Annotated in this window: 16 protein-coding genes; 5 read left to right on the top strand and 11 right to left on the bottom strand. The window is 61.8% G+C overall.

From position 1 onward, the window contains the following. Window positions 1-45 precede the first annotated feature (45 nt). From JFT63_RS26100 to JFT63_RS26090, 3 genes are read right to left on the bottom strand one after another with little or no spacing between them, the layout of a single operon-like run. Complete coding sequence (locus JFT63_RS26100) at window positions 46-1,458, bottom strand: efflux transporter outer membrane subunit (RefSeq protein WP_198845059.1); 1,413 nt, start codon at window positions 1,456-1,458, stop codon at window positions 46-48. After that, complete coding sequence (locus tag JFT63_RS26095) at window positions 1,451-3,433, bottom strand: MacB family efflux pump subunit (RefSeq protein ID WP_198845058.1); 1,983 nt, start codon at window positions 3,431-3,433, stop codon at window positions 1,451-1,453. Before JFT63_RS26095 ends, JFT63_RS26100 begins: the two co-directional genes overlap by 8 nt. After that, a complete protein-coding gene (locus tag JFT63_RS26090) occupies window positions 3,423-4,592 on the bottom strand; it encodes an efflux RND transporter periplasmic adaptor subunit (protein ID WP_198845057.1) in 1,170 nt (389 codons plus the stop codon). Before JFT63_RS26090 ends, JFT63_RS26095 begins: the two co-directional genes overlap by 11 nt. 327 nt (window positions 4,593-4,919) lie before the next feature. Between JFT63_RS26090 and JFT63_RS26085 the strand changes: the two genes are divergently transcribed. The 4 genes from JFT63_RS26085 (at window position 4,920) to JFT63_RS26070 (ending at window position 9,134) form a co-directional block, all read left to right on the top strand. Continuing rightward, entirely contained in the window at window positions 4,920-5,402 is a 483-nt protein-coding gene (locus tag JFT63_RS26085) for a sigma-70 family RNA polymerase sigma factor (protein WP_269835584.1), read from the top strand. A 119-nt stretch (window positions 5,403-5,521) separates the two neighbouring features. Beyond that, the gene (locus JFT63_RS26080; RefSeq protein WP_186560242.1) at window positions 5,522-6,859 is read left to right on the top strand and encodes a lysine N(6)-hydroxylase/L-ornithine N(5)-oxygenase family protein; all 1,338 of its coding nucleotides are present in this window, start codon (window positions 5,522-5,524) and stop codon (window positions 6,857-6,859) included. Between the two features lie 176 nt (window positions 6,860-7,035). Continuing rightward, window positions 7,036-8,256, top strand: coding sequence for a putative DNA modification/repair radical SAM protein (locus tag JFT63_RS26075; protein ID WP_198706485.1), 1,221 nt, complete (start codon window positions 7,036-7,038; stop codon window positions 8,254-8,256). Continuing rightward, entirely contained in the window at window positions 8,253-9,134 is an 882-nt protein-coding gene (locus JFT63_RS26070; RefSeq protein ID WP_198845055.1) for a TIGR03915 family putative DNA repair protein, read from the top strand. Before JFT63_RS26075 ends, JFT63_RS26070 begins: the two co-directional genes overlap by 4 nt. A gap of 67 nt (window positions 9,135-9,201) precedes the next feature. Here JFT63_RS26070 and JFT63_RS26065 read toward each other — a convergent pair whose 3' ends face one another. From JFT63_RS26065 to JFT63_RS26030, 8 genes are all read right to left on the bottom strand, one after another. Next, window positions 9,202-9,699 (bottom strand): Lrp/AsnC family transcriptional regulator, encoded by a 498-nt coding sequence (locus JFT63_RS26065; protein WP_005787545.1) that lies wholly within the window; start codon window positions 9,697-9,699, stop codon window positions 9,202-9,204. Between the two features lie 4 nt (window positions 9,700-9,703). Continuing rightward, on the bottom strand, window positions 9,704-10,534 hold the full coding sequence (locus JFT63_RS26060) for an ABC transporter ATP-binding protein (protein WP_202889065.1): 831 nt from the start codon (window positions 10,532-10,534) through the stop codon (window positions 9,704-9,706). Window positions 10,535-10,537: 3 nt separating this feature from the next. After that, entirely contained in the window at window positions 10,538-11,251 is a 714-nt protein-coding gene (locus JFT63_RS26055) for an ABC transporter permease (protein WP_057704493.1), read from the bottom strand. Beyond that, the gene (locus JFT63_RS26050) at window positions 11,248-11,949 is read right to left on the bottom strand and encodes an ABC transporter permease (RefSeq protein WP_057704494.1); all 702 of its coding nucleotides are present in this window, start codon (window positions 11,947-11,949) and stop codon (window positions 11,248-11,250) included. Before JFT63_RS26050 ends, JFT63_RS26055 begins: the two co-directional genes overlap by 4 nt. A 138-nt stretch (window positions 11,950-12,087) precedes the next feature. Next, complete coding sequence (locus tag JFT63_RS26045; protein ID WP_057704495.1) at window positions 12,088-12,867, bottom strand: ABC transporter substrate-binding protein; 780 nt, start codon at window positions 12,865-12,867, stop codon at window positions 12,088-12,090. 226 nt (window positions 12,868-13,093) lie between these two features. After that, window positions 13,094-14,140, bottom strand: a complete 1,047-nt coding sequence (locus JFT63_RS26040; protein WP_057704496.1) for an ornithine cyclodeaminase — start codon at window positions 14,138-14,140, stop codon at window positions 13,094-13,096. Window positions 14,141-14,151: 11 nt separating this feature from the next. Continuing rightward, complete coding sequence (ctlX, locus tag JFT63_RS26035) at window positions 14,152-15,078, bottom strand: citrulline utilization hydrolase CtlX (protein ID WP_057704497.1); 927 nt, start codon at window positions 15,076-15,078, stop codon at window positions 14,152-14,154. 183 nt (window positions 15,079-15,261) lie between these two features. Continuing rightward, on the bottom strand, window positions 15,262-15,834 hold the full coding sequence (locus tag JFT63_RS26030; RefSeq protein WP_057704498.1) for a LuxR C-terminal-related transcriptional regulator: 573 nt from the start codon (window positions 15,832-15,834) through the stop codon (window positions 15,262-15,264). Window positions 15,835-15,964: 130 nt separating this feature from the next. On the opposite strand from JFT63_RS26030, the gene JFT63_RS26025 reads away from it, so the two are divergent. Continuing rightward, entirely contained in the window at window positions 15,965-17,143 is a 1,179-nt protein-coding gene (locus JFT63_RS26025; RefSeq protein ID WP_057704499.1) for an acetyl-CoA acetyltransferase, read from the top strand. Window positions 17,144-17,146: the final 3 nt, after the last annotated feature.

Genomic DNA, 17,146 nt, shown 5'->3' with positions numbered 1-17,146 from the left:
GTAAGGCTAAGAAACAGTTCGTGTAAGAAATACCGATTTCGCTTATCAGCTATCGGTCTTCCAGCCACCCCCTAATGCCTTGTACAGCGCGATACTGGCTTGCAGTCGCGCCAGGCGCAGTTGCACGTTCAGGTCCTGAGCGGCGTAGAGGGTGCGTTGGGTTTCCAGCACCGTCAGCAGGTCTTCGGCGCCAGCCTCGTAGCGGCTTTGCGCAATCTCAAAGGCCGTCTGCGCCTGTTGCAGTTCTTCGCTTTGCCATTGGCGTTGCTGGTCCAGGCGCGTCAGGCTGCTGAGGGCTTTTTCCACATCGGCAAAGCCGTTGATGATCTCCCCGCGGTAGGTTTGCAGCAGTTCATCCTGGCGTGCCCGGGCCTTGTCACGCTCGGCGCTCAGGCGACCGTTGTTGAAAATCGGTGCGACCAGGCCCGAGGTCAAGGTATAGAACTGGCTGCGCAAAATCTCTTCAGCCTTGTTCGCACCCGAGCCGAGGGTTGCGCCCAACGTCACCGTGGGCAACATGGCCGCACGGGCCACCGTGACGTCGGCACTGGCCGCCGCCAGCTGTGCCTCTGCCTGGGCGATATCAGGGCGTCGGCGCAACAATTGGCTAGGCACGCCGGGGCCGATACTCGGCCAGGTCAGCGCCTGGAACGGCTCGTTGCCCAGCGCCAGGGCCTGCACGGGCTGGCCGAGCAAGGCGGCGAGGGTGATGCGCGATTCTTCGGCCGATTGCTGAATCAGCGGCAGTTGCCGTTGCTGGCTGGCCACCAGGCTTTTCTGTTGTGCCAACTCCAGGGCCGTGGCGGAACCGGCGTCGTAGCGGGTTTGCACCAGGTTCAGCACGTTGCGCGCATTGGCCAGGTTCAGCTCGGCGATTTGCAAGCGCTGGCGCGCTGCCAGGGTTTGCGCATAGCGGTCGGCGACGTTGCTGAGCAGGGTCAACTCCACGTTGGCCCGATCGAACTCACTGGCGTGCAGGCTATGTACAGCGCTGTCGCGCGCAGCGGCGCGGCCACCCCAAAAGTCGATTTCGTAGCTGGCCGAGAGGTTGGCGTCATAGTTGTTGACGGTCCTGTTGCTCGCGGTGGCGTCCAGGTCCGAGTTGCCGCTGCCGCGCAACAGCCTTTGACGGCTGGCGGTGAGGTTGAACTTCACCTCGGGCAGCAACGGTGCGCCGGCAATCACCGCTGTGGCCTGGGCCTGGCGCACCCGCGCCATGGCCGCAGCCACGTCGAAGCTGTCGCGCCGGGCCTGGTCGATCAGGCTGTTCAGCGCAGGGCTGCCAAACTGCGTCCACCAGCGCTGGTTGATGGCCTGGTCGGCGTCGCGCTCGGCATATTGCCAGGCAGCGGGCGCAGCAATGCCACTGTCGAGGGTAGGCGGGGTGCCGGCACAGGCGTTGAGTAACAGGCACAGGCTAAGCACCGACAGTTGCGGTGCGATGGATCGTTTATTCACTGGTCAACGCCTTAACCGGATCGAGCCGGGCAGCTTTACGGGCCGGCATAAAGCCGAATACGACGCCGGTGACCAGCGCACAGCCAAACGCGCCGAACACCGCCACCAGGGAAAACTGCACCGCCACTTCAGCCAGCAGCAGCACACCGCCTACCAGCAATGCCAGGGCGATACCGAACAGGCCACCGACCACAGAGAGCATCACCGCCTCGGTGAGAAACTGGCGCAGGATGTCGCGCTGGCGCGCCCCGGTGGCCATGCGGATACCGATTTCGCGGGTGCGTTCGCGCACGGTCATCAACATGATGTTCATCACGCCGATGCCGCCCACCAGCAGGGAAATCGCGGCAATCGAGCCGAGCATCAGCGACAGGGTGTTCTGGGTTCGCGCTTCGGCCTGGATCATCGCGGCATTGTTGGTCAGCTCGTAGTCGCGCTTGCCGTTGTGCAACTTCAACATAAGCTGGTCGATGGCGCGCTCGGCTTCATGCACCTTGCGTGCATCGGTGGTGGCAATTGCCACGTACTCGGGGTTGTAGCTGCCGAACAGGCGCACACTGGCGGCGCTGTAAGGGATGGCAATACGGTCGTCACTGTCCTTGTTGCCGGAGCTGGAGCCTTTTTCCGCCAGCACGCCAACCACCTGGAATGGCACGTTCTCAATCAAAATGTACTGGCCGATCGGGTTGGCTACGTCTTTGAGCAGTTTCGCGCGGATGCTTGAGCCGATCACGGCGACCGTGGCTGCCGCGCGTTCGTCGGCCTCGGTGAAGTAGCTGCCCTCGACCACCGGCCAGTTGAAGATGTCCGGGAAGTTGGTGTCGTTGCCGCCCACATACGCCATGTAGTCGACATTGCCGAAGCGTACGCCCGCATCGGTGCCATTGACCGGCATGATGCGCTTGACCTGAGGCAAGGTCGCCAGGGCCGCGACATCGCTCAGGGTTACGATACCCAGCGGCGTACGCGGGTTGGGCGAAGAACCGCTGAGGTAGATGATATTGGAGCCGAACGCGCCCATCTGCGCCATAACCTGGCGCTTGCTGCCTTCGCCCACTGCCAGCATCACCACCACAGAAGCTACGCCGATGATGATCCCCAGCAGGGTCAGGGCGGTGCGGAAGCGGTTGATCCACATTACCCGCCAGGCCGCTTGTACCGCGTCCACCAGTTCGGCCTTCCAGGCGCCATTATGCTCGGCGCCGTCGGCCAGGCGCTGGCGCAGGTCCACAGCGTGCAAGGCGCCAGCCGTTACGGTGGGTTTCACCGCGCTGGTTTCAGCCGAATCGCTGATGATCAGGCCGTCGCGAATCTCGATGATGCGGTTGGCCCGCGCCGCCACTTCGCGGTCGTGGGTAATCAGGATGACCACATGGCCCTGGCTCGCCAGTTCGTCGAGCAGGGTCATGACCTCGGCGCCACTGTGGCTGTCGAGGGCGCCGGTGGGCTCGTCGGCGAGGATGATATGGCCGCCGTTCATCAGCGCGCGAGCGATGGATACCCGTTGCTGTTGGCCGCCGGAAAGCTGGTGCGGGCGATTGGCGGTGCGCTCGGCCAGGCCCAGGCGGGTGAGCAGCGCCTTGGCGCGAGCATGGCGTTCAGTGGCGCTGATACCGGCATAGATCGCCGGCATCTCGACGTTCTCCTGGGCCGAGCCCGAGGGAATCAAATGGTAGCCCTGGAACACAAAACCAAAGGCTTCGCGGCGTAGCCACGCCAGTTCGTCGCTGCCCAGGTGGGCGACGTTTTCGCCGGCGAACAGGTAGTCGCCTTCGGTAGGGCGGTCGAGGCAGCCCAGGATATTCATCAGCGTCGATTTGCCCGAACCCGAAGCGCCCACAATGGCGACGAATTCCCCGGCATGAATCGACAGGTCAATGCCACGCAATACGTCGACTTGCGGGCTGTCGCCGCCGCCGTAGGACTTGCGGATGCCTTTGAGCTCAATCAGGGGCGTGGTCACTTCAACCCCCATTGCTATCAATCGGACCGATCAACAGGTGATCGCCTTCGTTCAGGCCCTCCAGCACTTCGACGTGCAGACGGTCGCTGATACCCAGGCGCACCTTACGCTCCTCGATGGCGCCGTTTTTGGCGACCACCCGGGCGATTTGCGATTCGGTGCCGGAGGTGCCTTGCAGGGCGGCGACGGGCACGGTCAGGGTATCCCTGGCTTGGCCGGCGACGAAAAACACCTGGGTGGTCATCTCTGCCATCAGCGCGTTATCGGCGTTGTCGACGTCCAGCAGCACGGTGTACAGCACCACTCGGCCTGTGCCGCTCTTGGCGGAACTGCTTGGGCTGCCGTTGCCCTGGGTTTCGTTCAGGGGCTTGGGGGGGATGGGCAGAATCTGGCGCACGGTACTGCTCCAGCGCCGGCTGCCGCCGCTCAGCGTGGTGAAATAAGCGCTCATGCCGGGTTTGACGTGGCCGATGTCGGCCTCGGAGACTTCGGCCCATACGGTCATGGGCGACAGCTTGGCGATGCGCAGGATCAGCGGGGTTTGCTGTTGCGCGTTGAGGGTCTGGCCAACCCGCGCATCCACGGCAACGACGGTGCCGGTCATCGGTGCGTAGATACGGGTGTATCCCAGCTCTGCTTCATCACTGCGCAGGCTGGCCTGGGCCTGGCGGATCTGGGCCTTGAACATGTCGACCCGCGCCTGGGTCGCACTCAGTTCGGCTTTGGCAGTTTGCACGTCTTCTTCACGGGTGGCGTTACCGGCACTCAGGCGTTGCTGGCGCTGATACTTCTGGCGCGCCAGTTCATGCTGGGCTTTCTGCTCCTGCAACTGGGCCTCCAGGTTTTCGATGGCGTAGCGGCTGGCGTCGAGTTTGGCTTGTTGCGTGGCAGGGTCGATTTCTACCAGTAACTGGCCTTCCTTGACCTGGTCACCGGCCTCGACATGGATCTTGCGGATCTGCCCGGAGGCCTGGGCGCCGACGTCCACATAGCGTCGCGGTTGCAGGGTGCCCAGTGCGGTGACGCTGTTCTCAATGTTGCCGCGCACCACAGTGACGGTGGGCATGCTATCTCGAGCCGACGGCAACAGCTGCCAGGCAGCCAGCGCAACAATGGGGATCAGGCACGCCACGGCGAGCAGGGCGAGGCGGGCGGGGCGAGGGCGTTTCATGCGTTGGTTCCAGCCAGGGAAAGGGGGCCGAAGTGGCGAAGAGCTGACTGTTATACGAGAAAAATGCGCGAATATTTAGGCGTTTACACACGCAGTAACAGCTGTGTCGGCGAAAAAAACCGTACGTGAGTGCAAGACTTCTTTAAAAGTAGATGAGAATTACTATAAATTGCACACTCTCACAAACTGCCATCATCGGTGATGGCAAAACCGCCAATGATTGCGAGCGCATCCAGGTAAAGGGATGCGCTCTTGGGTTTTTCGCGAGCAAGCTCGCTCCTACAGGGGCGGGGTGTCGTTTGTACCAAGGCCGTGGGGTCAGGAGTCATGTTGGAAAACTACTATCGCGAGCTGGTGTGTTTCCTGAACGCCAAGCTGGGCAACCGTCAGGTGGCCGAAGATGTGGTGCATGACGCTTATGTGCGGGTACTGGAGCGCGTAAGCGATACCCCGATCGAACAGCCGCGCGCGTTTCTTTACCGCACGGCATTGAACCTGGTGATCGACGGCCACCGGCGCAATGCCTTGCGTCAGTCCGAGCCGCTTGAGGTGCTGGACAGCGAAGAACGTTTCGCCCCCTGTTCACCCCACGCCTGTCACGACCACAGCCAGCGTCTCGAGATGCTTGAGCGTGCCCTGGCCGAGTTGCCGGCGGCGTGCCGCGACAGCTTCCTGCTGCGCAAGCTGGAAGGCCTGTCTCATGTGCAAATCGCCGCGCGCCTGGGGATTTCCCGCAGCCTGGTGGAAAAACACATCGTCAACGCCATGAAGCATTGCCGGGTGCGTATGCGCGAGTGGGAAGCGCACTGATCGCCGGTTAGTTAAATTTTATTTCACTGTCCTCGTTTCCTATCAACACACGGCCTGTTGTTCAGGCCATGAAGGTATTCCCGCCCCACCGCCAAGGGGCTTATCCAGAGGACACTGGAATGACACAGGCAATTGCTTCGCCCGCGGTTCACGACCTGATCGGTATCGGCTTCGGCCCTTCGAACCTGGCGCTGGCCATCGCCCTGCAGGAGCGTGAGAAGGCCCAGGGCAAGCTGGACGTGCTGTTTCTCGACAAACAAGCCGACTACCGCTGGCACGGCAATACCCTTGTAACCCAGAGTGAACTGCAGATTTCCTTCCTCAAGGACCTGGTGACCCTGCGCAACCCCACCAGCCCGTACTCCTTCGTCAACTACCTCAAGGCCCACGATCGCCTGGTGGACTTCATCAACCTGGGTACTTTCTATCCCTGCCGCATGGAGTACAACGACTACCTGCGCTGGGTGGCCGGGCAGTTCCAGGCCCAGGCCCACTACGGTGAGGAAGTGCTGGCCATCGAGCCGATCCTGCATCAGCAGCAGGTGGAGGCCTTGCGCGTGATTTCCCGCGATGCACAAGGCGAGCAGCATGTGCGCACCACCCGCTCGGTGGTGGTCAGCGCCGGTGGCACTGCGCGTATTCCCGAAGCGTTCAAGGCGCTCAAGGGCGACAGCCGCGTGTTCCATCATTCCCAGTATCTGGAGCGCATGGCGAGCCAGCCCTGCGTGGACGGCAAGCCGATGCGCATTGCGGTGATCGGTGGTGGCCAAAGTGCGGCCGAAGCCTTTATCGACCTCAATGACAGCTTCCCGTCGGTACAGGTCGATATGATCCTGCGCGGCTCGGCACTCAAACCGGCCGATGACAGCCCGTTCGTCAACGAAGTGTTCTCGCCGGCCTTTACTGACCTGGTGTTCCAGCAAGTCGGTGCCGAGCGTGAGCGTTTGGTCGCCGAATATCAGAACACCAACTATTCGGTGGTGGACCTGGACCTGATCGAGCGCATCTACGGAATTTTTTACCGTCAGAAAGTCTCCGGCATTGCCCGCCAGGCGTTTCGCACCATGACCGTGGTGGAGAAGGCCACGCCCGGGCCGCTGGGTATCGAACTGGTGTTGCGCAACAATGCCACGGGCGAAACCAGCGTCAACCACTACGACGCCGTGATCCTCGCCACCGGCTACGAGCGCCAGATGCACCGCGAACTGTTGGCACCGCTGCACGCCTATATGGGCGACTTCGAAGTGGCCCGCGACTACCGCATCGTCACCGACGAGCGCTGCAAGGCCGGTATCTACATCCAGGGCTTCAGCCAGGCCAGCCATGGTTTGAGTGATACCTTGCTGTCGGTGCTGCCGATTCGCGCCGATGAGATTGCCGCGTCGTTGTATGCGCTGGACCGTCACCATGGCAAGGCGCGGTCGGTGCAGGATTTGCTTCTGGCCACTGCCAGCTGACCGATCCCCTCTGTAGGAGCGAGCTTGCTCGCGAAGCACGTCAACGATAACGCGCTTCATCTGAGTGAACGCGGCGCTCTTGCGTTCTTCGCGAGCAAGCTCGCTCCTACAGACGGCACTTGTGACAACGTGTGGCTATTGGTACTGTACAAAAAACCAGTATCGGTAGCCCCTCCATGCAGTTGATCGAAAAACTCAGCATCCTCGCCGACGCCGCCAAGTACGACGCGTCCTGCGCCAGCAGTGGCGCGCCCAAGCGCAGTTCCGAGGGCAAGGCGGGGCTGGGTTCCACCAATGGCATGGGCATCTGCCACAGCTACACGCCCGATGGCCGTTGCGTGTCGCTGCTCAAGGTGTTGCTCACCAACTTTTGCCTCTACGACTGCCAGTATTGCGTCAACCGCCGTTCCAGCGACGTGCCCCGTGCGCGTTTCAGCCCGGAAGAGGTGGTCACCCTGACCCTGGATTTCTACAAGCGCAATTGTGTCAGCGGGCTGTTTCTCAGCTCGGGCATCATCCGTTCGTCGGACTACACCATGGAGCAACTGGTGCGGGTCGCCAGGTTGCTGCGCGAAGAGCATGACTTTCGCGGCTATATCCACCTCAAGACCATTCCCGATGCCGACCCCGCTCTGATCGCCGAGGCCGGTCGCTATGCCGATCGCCTGAGCGTGAATATCGAACTGCCCACCGAGGCCAGCCTGCAGACCCTGGCGCCGGAGAAGCAGATTGTGTCGATCAAGCAGGCCATGCAGACCATCTATACCGGTGAACAGACGGTGTTCAACGAGCCTCGCGCCCCGCGTTTCGCACCGGCCGGGCAGAGCACGCAAATGATCGTCGGCGCGGACGACACCGATGACAGCACCATCCTTCACGGGGCTGAAGCCTTGTATGGCAATTTCAAGCTGCGCCGCGTGTACTACTCGGCGTTCAGTCCCATCCCCAACAGCCCGAAAAGCGTGCCCCTGGCCGCGCCGCCGTTGATGCGCGAGCACCGCTTGTACCAGGCCGATTTCCTGCTGCGCAGCTACGGTTTCAGCGCCACGGAGCTGTTTGCCGGCCCCGGCCACCTGGCCCTGGACATCGACCCCAAGCTGGCCTGGGCCCTGGAGCATCGCGAGGTGTTCCCCCTGGACCTGAACCGCGCAGAGCCCACCCTGATTGCGCGCATTCCCGGGATTGGCCTGCGCACCACCCAGCGCCTGGTGGACCTGCGCCGCGAGCGCAAGATCCGCTTCGAAGACCTGGCGCGTATGCGCTGCGTACTGGCCAAGGCCAAGCCGTTCTTCATTACCAGTGACTACCACCCGCAACAGGCCGAGAGCACCAGCGTGTTGCTGCGCGAACAATTGCGCGACCGTCCGCAGCCGCAACAGATGGGGCTGTGGGGATGATCAGCCTGGAATGCGACAACCTGTTCAGCACCTGGCGCGAACAGGCGCGCTGGCTGCTCAGCCATCAGGTCGACCCCAGCCAGGTGAGCTGGGGCGAGGCACAAGCGGCTGACCTGTTCGCCACCGATGAGCCGATCCCGCCAGGGCTGGGGCCGTTTCAGGCGCGGATTCCCAAGGCGCTGTTGGCGTTGCTGGAGTCCGCCGCCTGTTATCACGGTGATCAACGCTGGAGCTTGCTGTATGAAGTGTTGTGGCGGGTCAGCCACGGTGATCGCACCGCGATGCTCGCCGGGGACAAGCTGGGCAGTGAGTTGCAGCGGCGCATCAAGCAAGTCAGCCGCGAGGCCCATCACCTGCACGCGTTTGTGCGCTTTATTGCCCTGCCGGCCGAGGCGGGGCCTGAACTGCCGGAATACGTGGCCTGGCATGAACCGGCCCACGACATTCTAAAGAGCGCCAGCCAGCACTTTGTCGGGCGCATGGGCCGCCACCGCTGGATGATCGCCACGCCCCTGGACGGGGTGTATTACGACGGCGAGCAGCTTGTTCATCAACGCCGCTGCCCCGAGGCGTGGCAGCAACTGGCACAGAATGTCGAAGATCCACACAGCGCCATGTGGTTGACCTACTACAGCCATATCTTCAACCCGGCGCGGTTGAACCCCAAGGTCATGGAAGGGCATTTGCCCAGCCGGTTCTGGAAGAATTTGCCGGAGGGCAAGTTGATCCCAGGGTTGATCAGCGAGGCGCGTACGGGCAAGCAGAAGGATGGGCAGGCGAAATTGGTGGGGGCCAAGCCAGGCAAAAGAATTGCAAACCCGGTCAATGTGGGAGCTGGCTTGCCTGCGATGGCAGTCGACCAGTCAGATGTGAGATGACTGATGCACCGCTATCGCAGGCAAGCCAGCTCCCACATTTGATTTTCGCAGCCTGGGGGAGTGGGAGTCAGGCCAGTTCGGTCGCGGTGTTCTTGACTACCGCCAACTCCGGATGCGCCACCAATTTATCGATGTGCAACTCATCATTGTTCAACCAGATCTCCGTCAGCACCCGGTAATGTTCCATATCCCGGCAGCGCATACGCAGGCTGTAGTCGAACGGCCCGCTGATCAGTTGGCATTCGAATACCTGCGGGCAGGCTTTGACGCAGGCCTCGAAGGCCTTTTGCGCTGAGCGCCCGCTTTGGTTGGACAAGGCCACCAGCACCAGCAGCGACAGCCCTGGTGAGACCATCTGCACGTCGATGATCGCCCCATACCCGCGGATCACCCCGCGTCGCTCCAACTTGCGCACCCGCTCCAGGCAGGGTCTGGGGGTCAGGTGCACCAGTGACGAGAGCTTTTCATAGGTGATGCGCCCCTGGTGCCTGAGTACGTCGATGATCGCCTCGTCGATGCGATCCAGCGCAGGGGAGGAATGGGGTCCGTTGGCCTTGGTATCCATGAGTTCACTTCAAACGGTTGGAAAGAAATTGCTGCAAGCGTTCGCTGTTGGGGTGGTCGAGGATCTCGGCGCCGCCGTGTTCCTCGACTCGGCCCTGGTGCAGGAACAGCACTTGGCTGGACACCTGACGGGCAAAGCCCATTTCGTGGGTGACCATCAGCATGGTACGGCCTTCCTCGGCCAACGTCTGTATGACTTTGAGCACTTCGCCTACAAGTTCCGGGTCCAGGGCAGAGGTCGGTTCGTCGAACAGGATAATCTCCGGCTCCATCGCCAATGCCCGTGCAATCGCCACGCGCTGCTGCTGACCACCCGAGAGGAACGCCGGGTATTGATCCGCCACGCGGCCAGGCAAGCCGACTTTGTCCAGGTACAGGCGCGCACGTTTTTCTGCTTCGGCGGCGCTGACGTTCAGCACCCGGCGCGGGGCCATGGTGATGTTTTCCAGCACTGTCATGTGGCTCCACAGGTTGAAGTGCTGAAATACCATGGCCAGGCGCGTACGCAGGTTTTGCAGTTGGGCCTGGTGCGGCGCGCGGGTGCCGGCGCGGCCTTGCTGCATTTCGATGCTGATGCCGTCCAGGGTGATGACGCCTGCGTCCGGCTGTTCCAGAAAGTTGATGCAACGCAGCATGGTGCTTTTGCCCGAGCCGCTGGCGCCGATCAGGCTGATCACATCGCCTTGACGGGCATTCAGGGACACACCTTTGAGCACTTCGTGGTCGCCGTAGCGTTTGTGAATGCCTTCGACTTGAAGCTTGATGGCAGCAGTTGCAGTTTCGACAACCGGTACATCCACCGGATAAGCGGCCAGGGCCTGCGCGGACTGATTCATGGGTTAGCCTCGGGTAGGAACAAGAAAACGCATCCAGCGACGTTCGGCCAGCCTGAACAGGCCCACCAGTGCAAAGGACAGCAGCATGTAGAGCAGGGCGGCGATACCGAACGCCTGGAAGGTCAGGAAGGTTTCGGCATTCGCATCGCGGGCAACCTTGAGGATGTCGGCGACGGTGGCGGTGAACGCCAGTGACGTGGCGTGCAGCATCAGGATCATTTCATTGCTGTAGGCCGGCAATGCGCGGCGCAAGGCGGCAGGTACCACCACGAACAGATTCAGCCGCCAGCCGTGCAGGCCATAGGCGCGTGCCGCTTCGATTTCGCCGTGGGGAATATTGCGGATCGCTCCGGCGAAAATTTCCACGGTGTAGGCACAGGTATTGAGCACAAACGCCAACAAGGTGCAGTTCAGCGCATTGCGAAAAAACTGGTTGAGCAAGGCGTTGTCCTGCACCACTTCCAGGCTGTATAGCCCGGTGTAGCAGATCAACAGCTGGATATACAGCGGCGTGCCCCGGAACAGATAGGTGTAGATCTCCACCGGCCAGCGCAGCCAGACATGCTGCGAAACCCGCGCCAGTGCCAAAGGAATCGACAGGCAAAAGCCAAGTACCACCGAGATGATGAACAGCCACAAGGTCATGGCGACGCCGGACAAGCCGCTGCCATCGCTGAACAGATAGGCCAGGCCGTATTGCTGGAACAGTTCGATCATCGCGCCATCCCCTTGATGCCCAGGTTGTAGCGCCGTTCGAGGCGCTTGAAGATGCGGTTGGAGAGGGTGGTGATCAGCAAATACACCAGCCCCGCTAGGATCAGGAAGTACAACGGCTCGCTGGTGGACTTGCCGGCGTTCTGCGCGGCCTTCACCAGGTCCGACAGGCCGATAATCGACACCAGCGCCGTGGACTTGAGCAGCACCAGCCAGTTATTGCCCAGGCCCGGGAGGGCAAAGCGCATCAGTTGCGGGAACAGCACCAGGTGAAAGCGCTGCCAGCGGCTCAGGCCATAGGCGGTGGCGGCTTCCAGTTGGCCCACCGGCACGCTGAGGATCGCGCCACGAAAGTTCTCGGTGAAATACGCGCCGTAGATAAAGCCCAGGGTCACCACCCCGGCGGTGAACGGGTCGATTTCAAAGTAGTCCCAGCCGAACACTTCAGTCAGGTCGTTGAGCCACAGTTGCAGGCTGTAGAAAATCAGCAGGATCAACACCAGGTCCGGCACGCTGCGGATCAGCGTGGTGTACAGCGTGGCCGGCACGCGCAGCCACTTGGTGCTGGACAGTTTGGCGCCCGCGGCGACCAGGCCCAGGGTGAGGCTCAAGGCCAGGGCGAGGAAGGCCAGCTTGAGCGTCATCCAGGCACCCTGGGCCAGCATGGGGCCGTAGCCTTGCAGGTTGAGGAGTTCGTTCATGGGGAAGATCTCGAAGGAGTGCACGGATTTACTGTGGGAGCTGGCTTGCCTGCGATAACGGTGGTGCAGTCACGGCGTGGGTGCCTGAAGCACCGCTATCGCGGGCAAGCCCGCTCCCACAGGGGCACGGGTTGCCGGTTACTCGTTGTAGATGTCCTGATCGCCAAAATATTTCTTCTGGATCTGGGCGTAGGTGCCATCGGCCTGGACGGCGGCGATGCCTTTGTTGATCAGCTCACGCAGTGCCTGGTCGTTCTTGCGCAGGCCCATGGCGATGTCCAGCGGCAGGGTCGGGTCCTTGAAGGCCGGGCCGGTCTTGAAGTCGGCGCCTTCGGGTTTGGACAGGAAGTTGAGCTGGGCTTCGAGCTTGTCGGTCAGGGTGGCGTCGAGGCGCCCGTTTTGCAGGTCGGCGTAGTTCTGCTCTTGAGATTGGTACGCCTTGATCTGTGCGCCCAGCTTGGCCAGGTGCGCACGGGCGTAGGCTTCCTGCAGCGAGCCTTGCAGCACGCCCACTTGCTTGCCCTTGAGCGATTCGGGTGTATCGCCGAAGTCGGCGCCTTTGCGCGTGATCACCGAGGTGGGGCTAAGGAACAGGCGGTCGGTAAAGTCGATGACTTTTTCACGCGCCGGGGTCACGGCCATGGAGGACATGATGGCGTCGAACTTGCGCGCACGCAGGGCCGGGATCATGCCGTCGAATTCGTTGTGTACCCAGGTGCATTTCACTTCGAGCTTGGCGCAGATGGCGTTGCCCAACTCAATATCGAAGCCTTGCAGGCTGCCGTCGGCGGCTACGGATTCGAAGGGTGGGTATTCGGGGAACACGCCAAAACGGATTTCCTTCCAGTCCTGGGCGTGGGCGGCGGTGGCGCACAGAGGCAACAGCAACGCAGCGAAGAGTGATCGCAGTGGAGTCATGTGGAGGTCCCTATATTTTGTAATTGATGTCAGGGCAGTGAATAACTGGGAGCAGAGAATGCTTCATGATGGTGCGTTTTTTGTGTCGTTTACCCCCTGCATAAAGCGCAAATTGCGCTGTTAAAACTGACAATGCAGCGTAATCGGCTGTTTAACCCGCCGAATCGGCTTTTAACCCAGGAAGGTCCGGCCCACCCTCGACGCAAAGCGGCAGGCCAGAGCGTTCTCAGGCGCGCTTTTTCTGCTGTGCGACCGGCTGCTGGGCCAGGCGGGCAAACAGGTCTTTGGGGTCAGCCAGGTCGGGTACCAGTTCCAGTTCGCTGCCCACGTCCAGCGCCTTGGCGACGTCCAGTACATAGCGCAGGGCCGAGTAGTCCTCGATGGCAAAACCCACCGAGTCGAACAGGGTGATTTGGCGCGCATTCTCGCGGCCGGGCTTCTGGCCGTTGATCACTTGCCACAGCTCGGTCACCGGCGAATCTTCAGGCATGTGCTGGATCTCACCTTCGATGCGGCTTTGCGGTTCGTACTCCACGATTACCCGGGCGCGTTCAACGATGCGCCGGTCCAGCTCGGTCTTGCCCGGGCAATCGCCGCCTACGGCATTGAGGTGCATGCCCGGTTCGATCATCTCGTCGGTGAGGATGGTTGCATACGCCTTGTCGGCGGTGACGGTGGTCACGATATCCGCACCTTTGACCGCCTCGGCCACGCTATCAGCCAGGATCACCTTGATCGCCGGGAATGCCTTGAGGTTGGCGGCGAGTTTGGCGGTGGCCCTGGCGTCGATATCGAACAAGCGAATTTCGTTAATGCCGAGCATGGCGTGGAAGGCCAGGGCCTGGAATTCGCTTTGGCAGCCGTTGCCGATCAACGCCATGCTGCGGCTGTTGTCGCGCGCCAGGTAGCGGGCGACCAGGGCCGAGGTAGCAGCGGTGCGGATGGCGGTGGTCAGGGTCATTTCCGCCAGCAGCACGGGTTTGCCGGTGTCCACATCGCCCAAGGCGCCAAAGGCCATCACGGTCAGCATACCGGCCAGGGTGTTTTTGGGGTGGCCGTTGACGTATTTGAAGGCGTACAGCGAGGCGTCCGAGACAGGCATCAACTCGATCACGCCATCCGGCGAATGGTTGGCCAGGCGTGCGCATTTCTCGAAGTCCTGCCAGCGCAGGTAGTCGGCACGGATGTACTCGGCCATCTCGGTGATGCAGGTTTGTAACCCTTTTTGCGAAACCAGGTAGCTGAGGTCGTTGACGTCGATATAACGGGTCATGGCAAGACTCCTTATTGAAATGAGGGGCGCACCGGCAGATGCACTTCGGCCAGCATGCAACGGGCACTGCCGCCGCCGATGCGTTCGATGTTGTCGATATTCACCACCACTGGCCGCGTATGGCGCTCCACCTGCTGGCGCTGCGCCGGTTGCAATGCGCGCCAGGCGCTGGCAGACATCACCAGCAGCGGCTGGCCGTCACGGTCGTGGACTTCGAGCATGTTGCCGGCGAAGGCTTCCAACTGGTCGAAGTCGAGGGCGAGGATGTCCTTGCCGGTGTCGCGCAGGGAGCGCTCCAGGGCCAGGCGTTCGCCCTCGTCGGGCAGGGCTTGCAAGCACGCCACTGCAAGGTCGCGGCCGACGCTCATCATCACGTTGCTGTGGTAGATCGGCGCGTGGTGACGGTCCAGCGCGTGGAACACGCAGAGTTGGTAGTCCAGACGTTCGGCAAACTGGCGCAGCGCCGCGTGATGGGTGCGCCCGGAATGGCAGGCGTAGCTGATGCGGTGCTGGCGGTCGAGCACCATGCTGCCGGTGCCTTCGAGGAAGATATCCTGTTGTTCCAGGTGGCTGAGGTCGATGGTGGTATTGATCGCAAAGCGCTGCTCCAGCACTTGCAGCACGCCCTTGTTGCGCTCCAGTCGTCGGTTCTGGCCTTGCATGGGGTAGAGCACCAGGCTGCCGTCGGCGTGGCTGCTCCACCAATTGTTGGGGAAGATCGAATCCGGGGTGTGAGGTGCCGGGGTGTCCTGCACCACCAGCACTTCCACGCCGTGCCGGCGCAGGGTGTCGACATAGCCGTCGAATTCTTCCAGCGCTTTGTGCTGTGCACTGAGCGGGTCCGGCGGCGGGCGTTGAAAGCGGTTGTTGATCGCGGTATCCGGGTTGAAGGCAAAGCGCGCCGGGCGAATCATCAGGACGGTGTTGGTGGTTTGCATGGGGGCACGGGTCCATGGGGGATCTTGTGACGCTATTTTGTGCCATAGGGTGGAAGGATCCCGGCTGAAACAGCGGGGCAGCTCAGCCGGGAAAGCTGAAAAGGGGGATAAGGCAGCTGAATCGGCTGTTGGATTGAAATGGGGCAGGCGTGGGAGGGCAGCCTGCTCAATAGATGTTGTTTGTCACGCCACCAGAATGATCTTCGACACCAGCTCCACCACGGTCTTGGCCTGCAACTTCTTCATCAGCCGCGCCCGGTGCACTTCCACCGTACGGTGGGAAATCGCCAGGCGCAGGGCGATTTCCTTGGACTTGAAGCCATTGACGATGTGCATGGCAATCTCCCGCTCCCGCGGCGTGAGGTCGCCGGTGCCCTGATGCTGGCGGTCCAGGCGTTCGAAGTGCCAGATCATCAGCTTGAACGGGTCTTTGGGGGTGAGGGTGTAGCCGTGGGACTTGGCCCAGAACACTTCGCCATTGTGGTGCTGCATGAAGCGTTCATCGGAGTAGAAGCCGTTGTCGCTGTCGAGCAGCCAGTCATGGCTGCGCTTGCCGATGGCGTGGTAGTCGGCCTGGGACGGGTAGATCAGCAGGGTCAACTGATTGACCAGCGCCTGGCGTGTATAGCCGAACAGCTTCAGGAAGGCATCGTTGCAGTCGAGTATCACCCGGTCGCTGGTGACGATCTGCGGGGCAGGGGACAGCTTGAACGCCAGGCGTTCGAGGTCGGGGAATTGCTGTGCAAGCATGTTCATGGGGCATCCTGCCTCGTTGTTCGGTTCCCTGGCGCGCTACTTACCCATGTAAGTAGTTACACGAATTGGCGCGGGACCAGGGGTGGGTCATTGTAAGTAAAGTCCGGATCAAGAACAGAAGAAATTGATTATGCCTGCTGATTGCGTCTCCATTGTTGCCGCTGGTCACTCCCGTTTTGGTCGCCTGGAAGGCACCACGCTGGAAGACCTGATCGTCCAGGTTACCCGTGAAGCCCTGCACGACGCTGCAATTGATGCGTCGCAAATCGACGCGCTGTTTCTGGGGCATTTCAACTCAGGGTTGGTGCCCGACGGGTTTGCCGCCTCGTTGTTGTTGCAGGCTGACCCCGGGCTGCGTTTCAAACCTGCCACCCGCTGCGAAAACGCCTGCGCTTCGGGTTCGGCGGCGATCCAGGCGGGAGTCCATGCGATTCTCTCCGGCAGCGCCGAGTTGGTGCTGGTGGTGGGCGCTGAAAAGATGACCCACACCAGCACCGCCGCCGTCACCCAAGCCCTGGCCGGCGCCGGCTACCAGAACGACCCGGCCGAAGCCGGCCTGAGTTTCCCGCAATTGTTCGGCCGCGCCGCCCGCCAATATGCCGAGCGCTACCACTGCCCGCTGGGCTCAATGGCCGCCATCGCCACCAAGAACCACTCCAACGCCATGGCCAACCCGCTGGCGCAGATGCATCGGGAGATGACTTTCGAGCACTGCAACAATGTGTCCCAAAGCAACCCGTTCGTGGCCGATTCCCTGCGCCTGACAGACTGCTCGCTGATCAGCGATGGCGCTGCTGCGATCATCCTGGCCTCGCCCAAACGTGCACGGGCGTTTCGCCGCGAAGTGCAGATCCGGGCGATGACCCAGGTCAATGACACCTTGCCCATCGCCCAGCGCGACATCCTTGCCTTTGAAGGCCCGCAACGCGCGATCCATGCAGCGTTGCGCGCAGCGAATGTGACCCTGGCAGACCTGAGCTTCGCCGAGGTGCACGACTGTTTCACCATTGCCGAGTTGCTGATTTACGAAGCCATGGGCCTGGCGCCCAAGGGCGAAGGGCATCGCGTACTCGACAGCGGCGTGGTGCGTGCCGGCGGGCGTTTGCCGGTGAACCTGTCCGGCGGGCTCAAGGCCAAGGGGCATCCGGTCGGCGCCACGGGTGTGTCCATGCATGCTTTGGCGTTCCGGCAATTGACCGGCGAACCGATCGGCCTGGCAGTACCCAACCCGGAGTTCGGCCTGGTGTTCAACATGGGCGGCATGGCGGTGGCCAACTACGCGTCGGTCCTGCAAGCACGCCGGAGCTGAGCC

The organism is Pseudomonas sp. MF7453 (assembly GCF_016405455.1).
Lineage (GTDB): Bacteria > Pseudomonadota > Gammaproteobacteria > Pseudomonadales > Pseudomonadaceae > Aquipseudomonas > Aquipseudomonas paralactis.
Note: the sequence above shows the minus strand (reverse complement) of the source record. Positions and strands in the feature narration are given on the sequence as shown.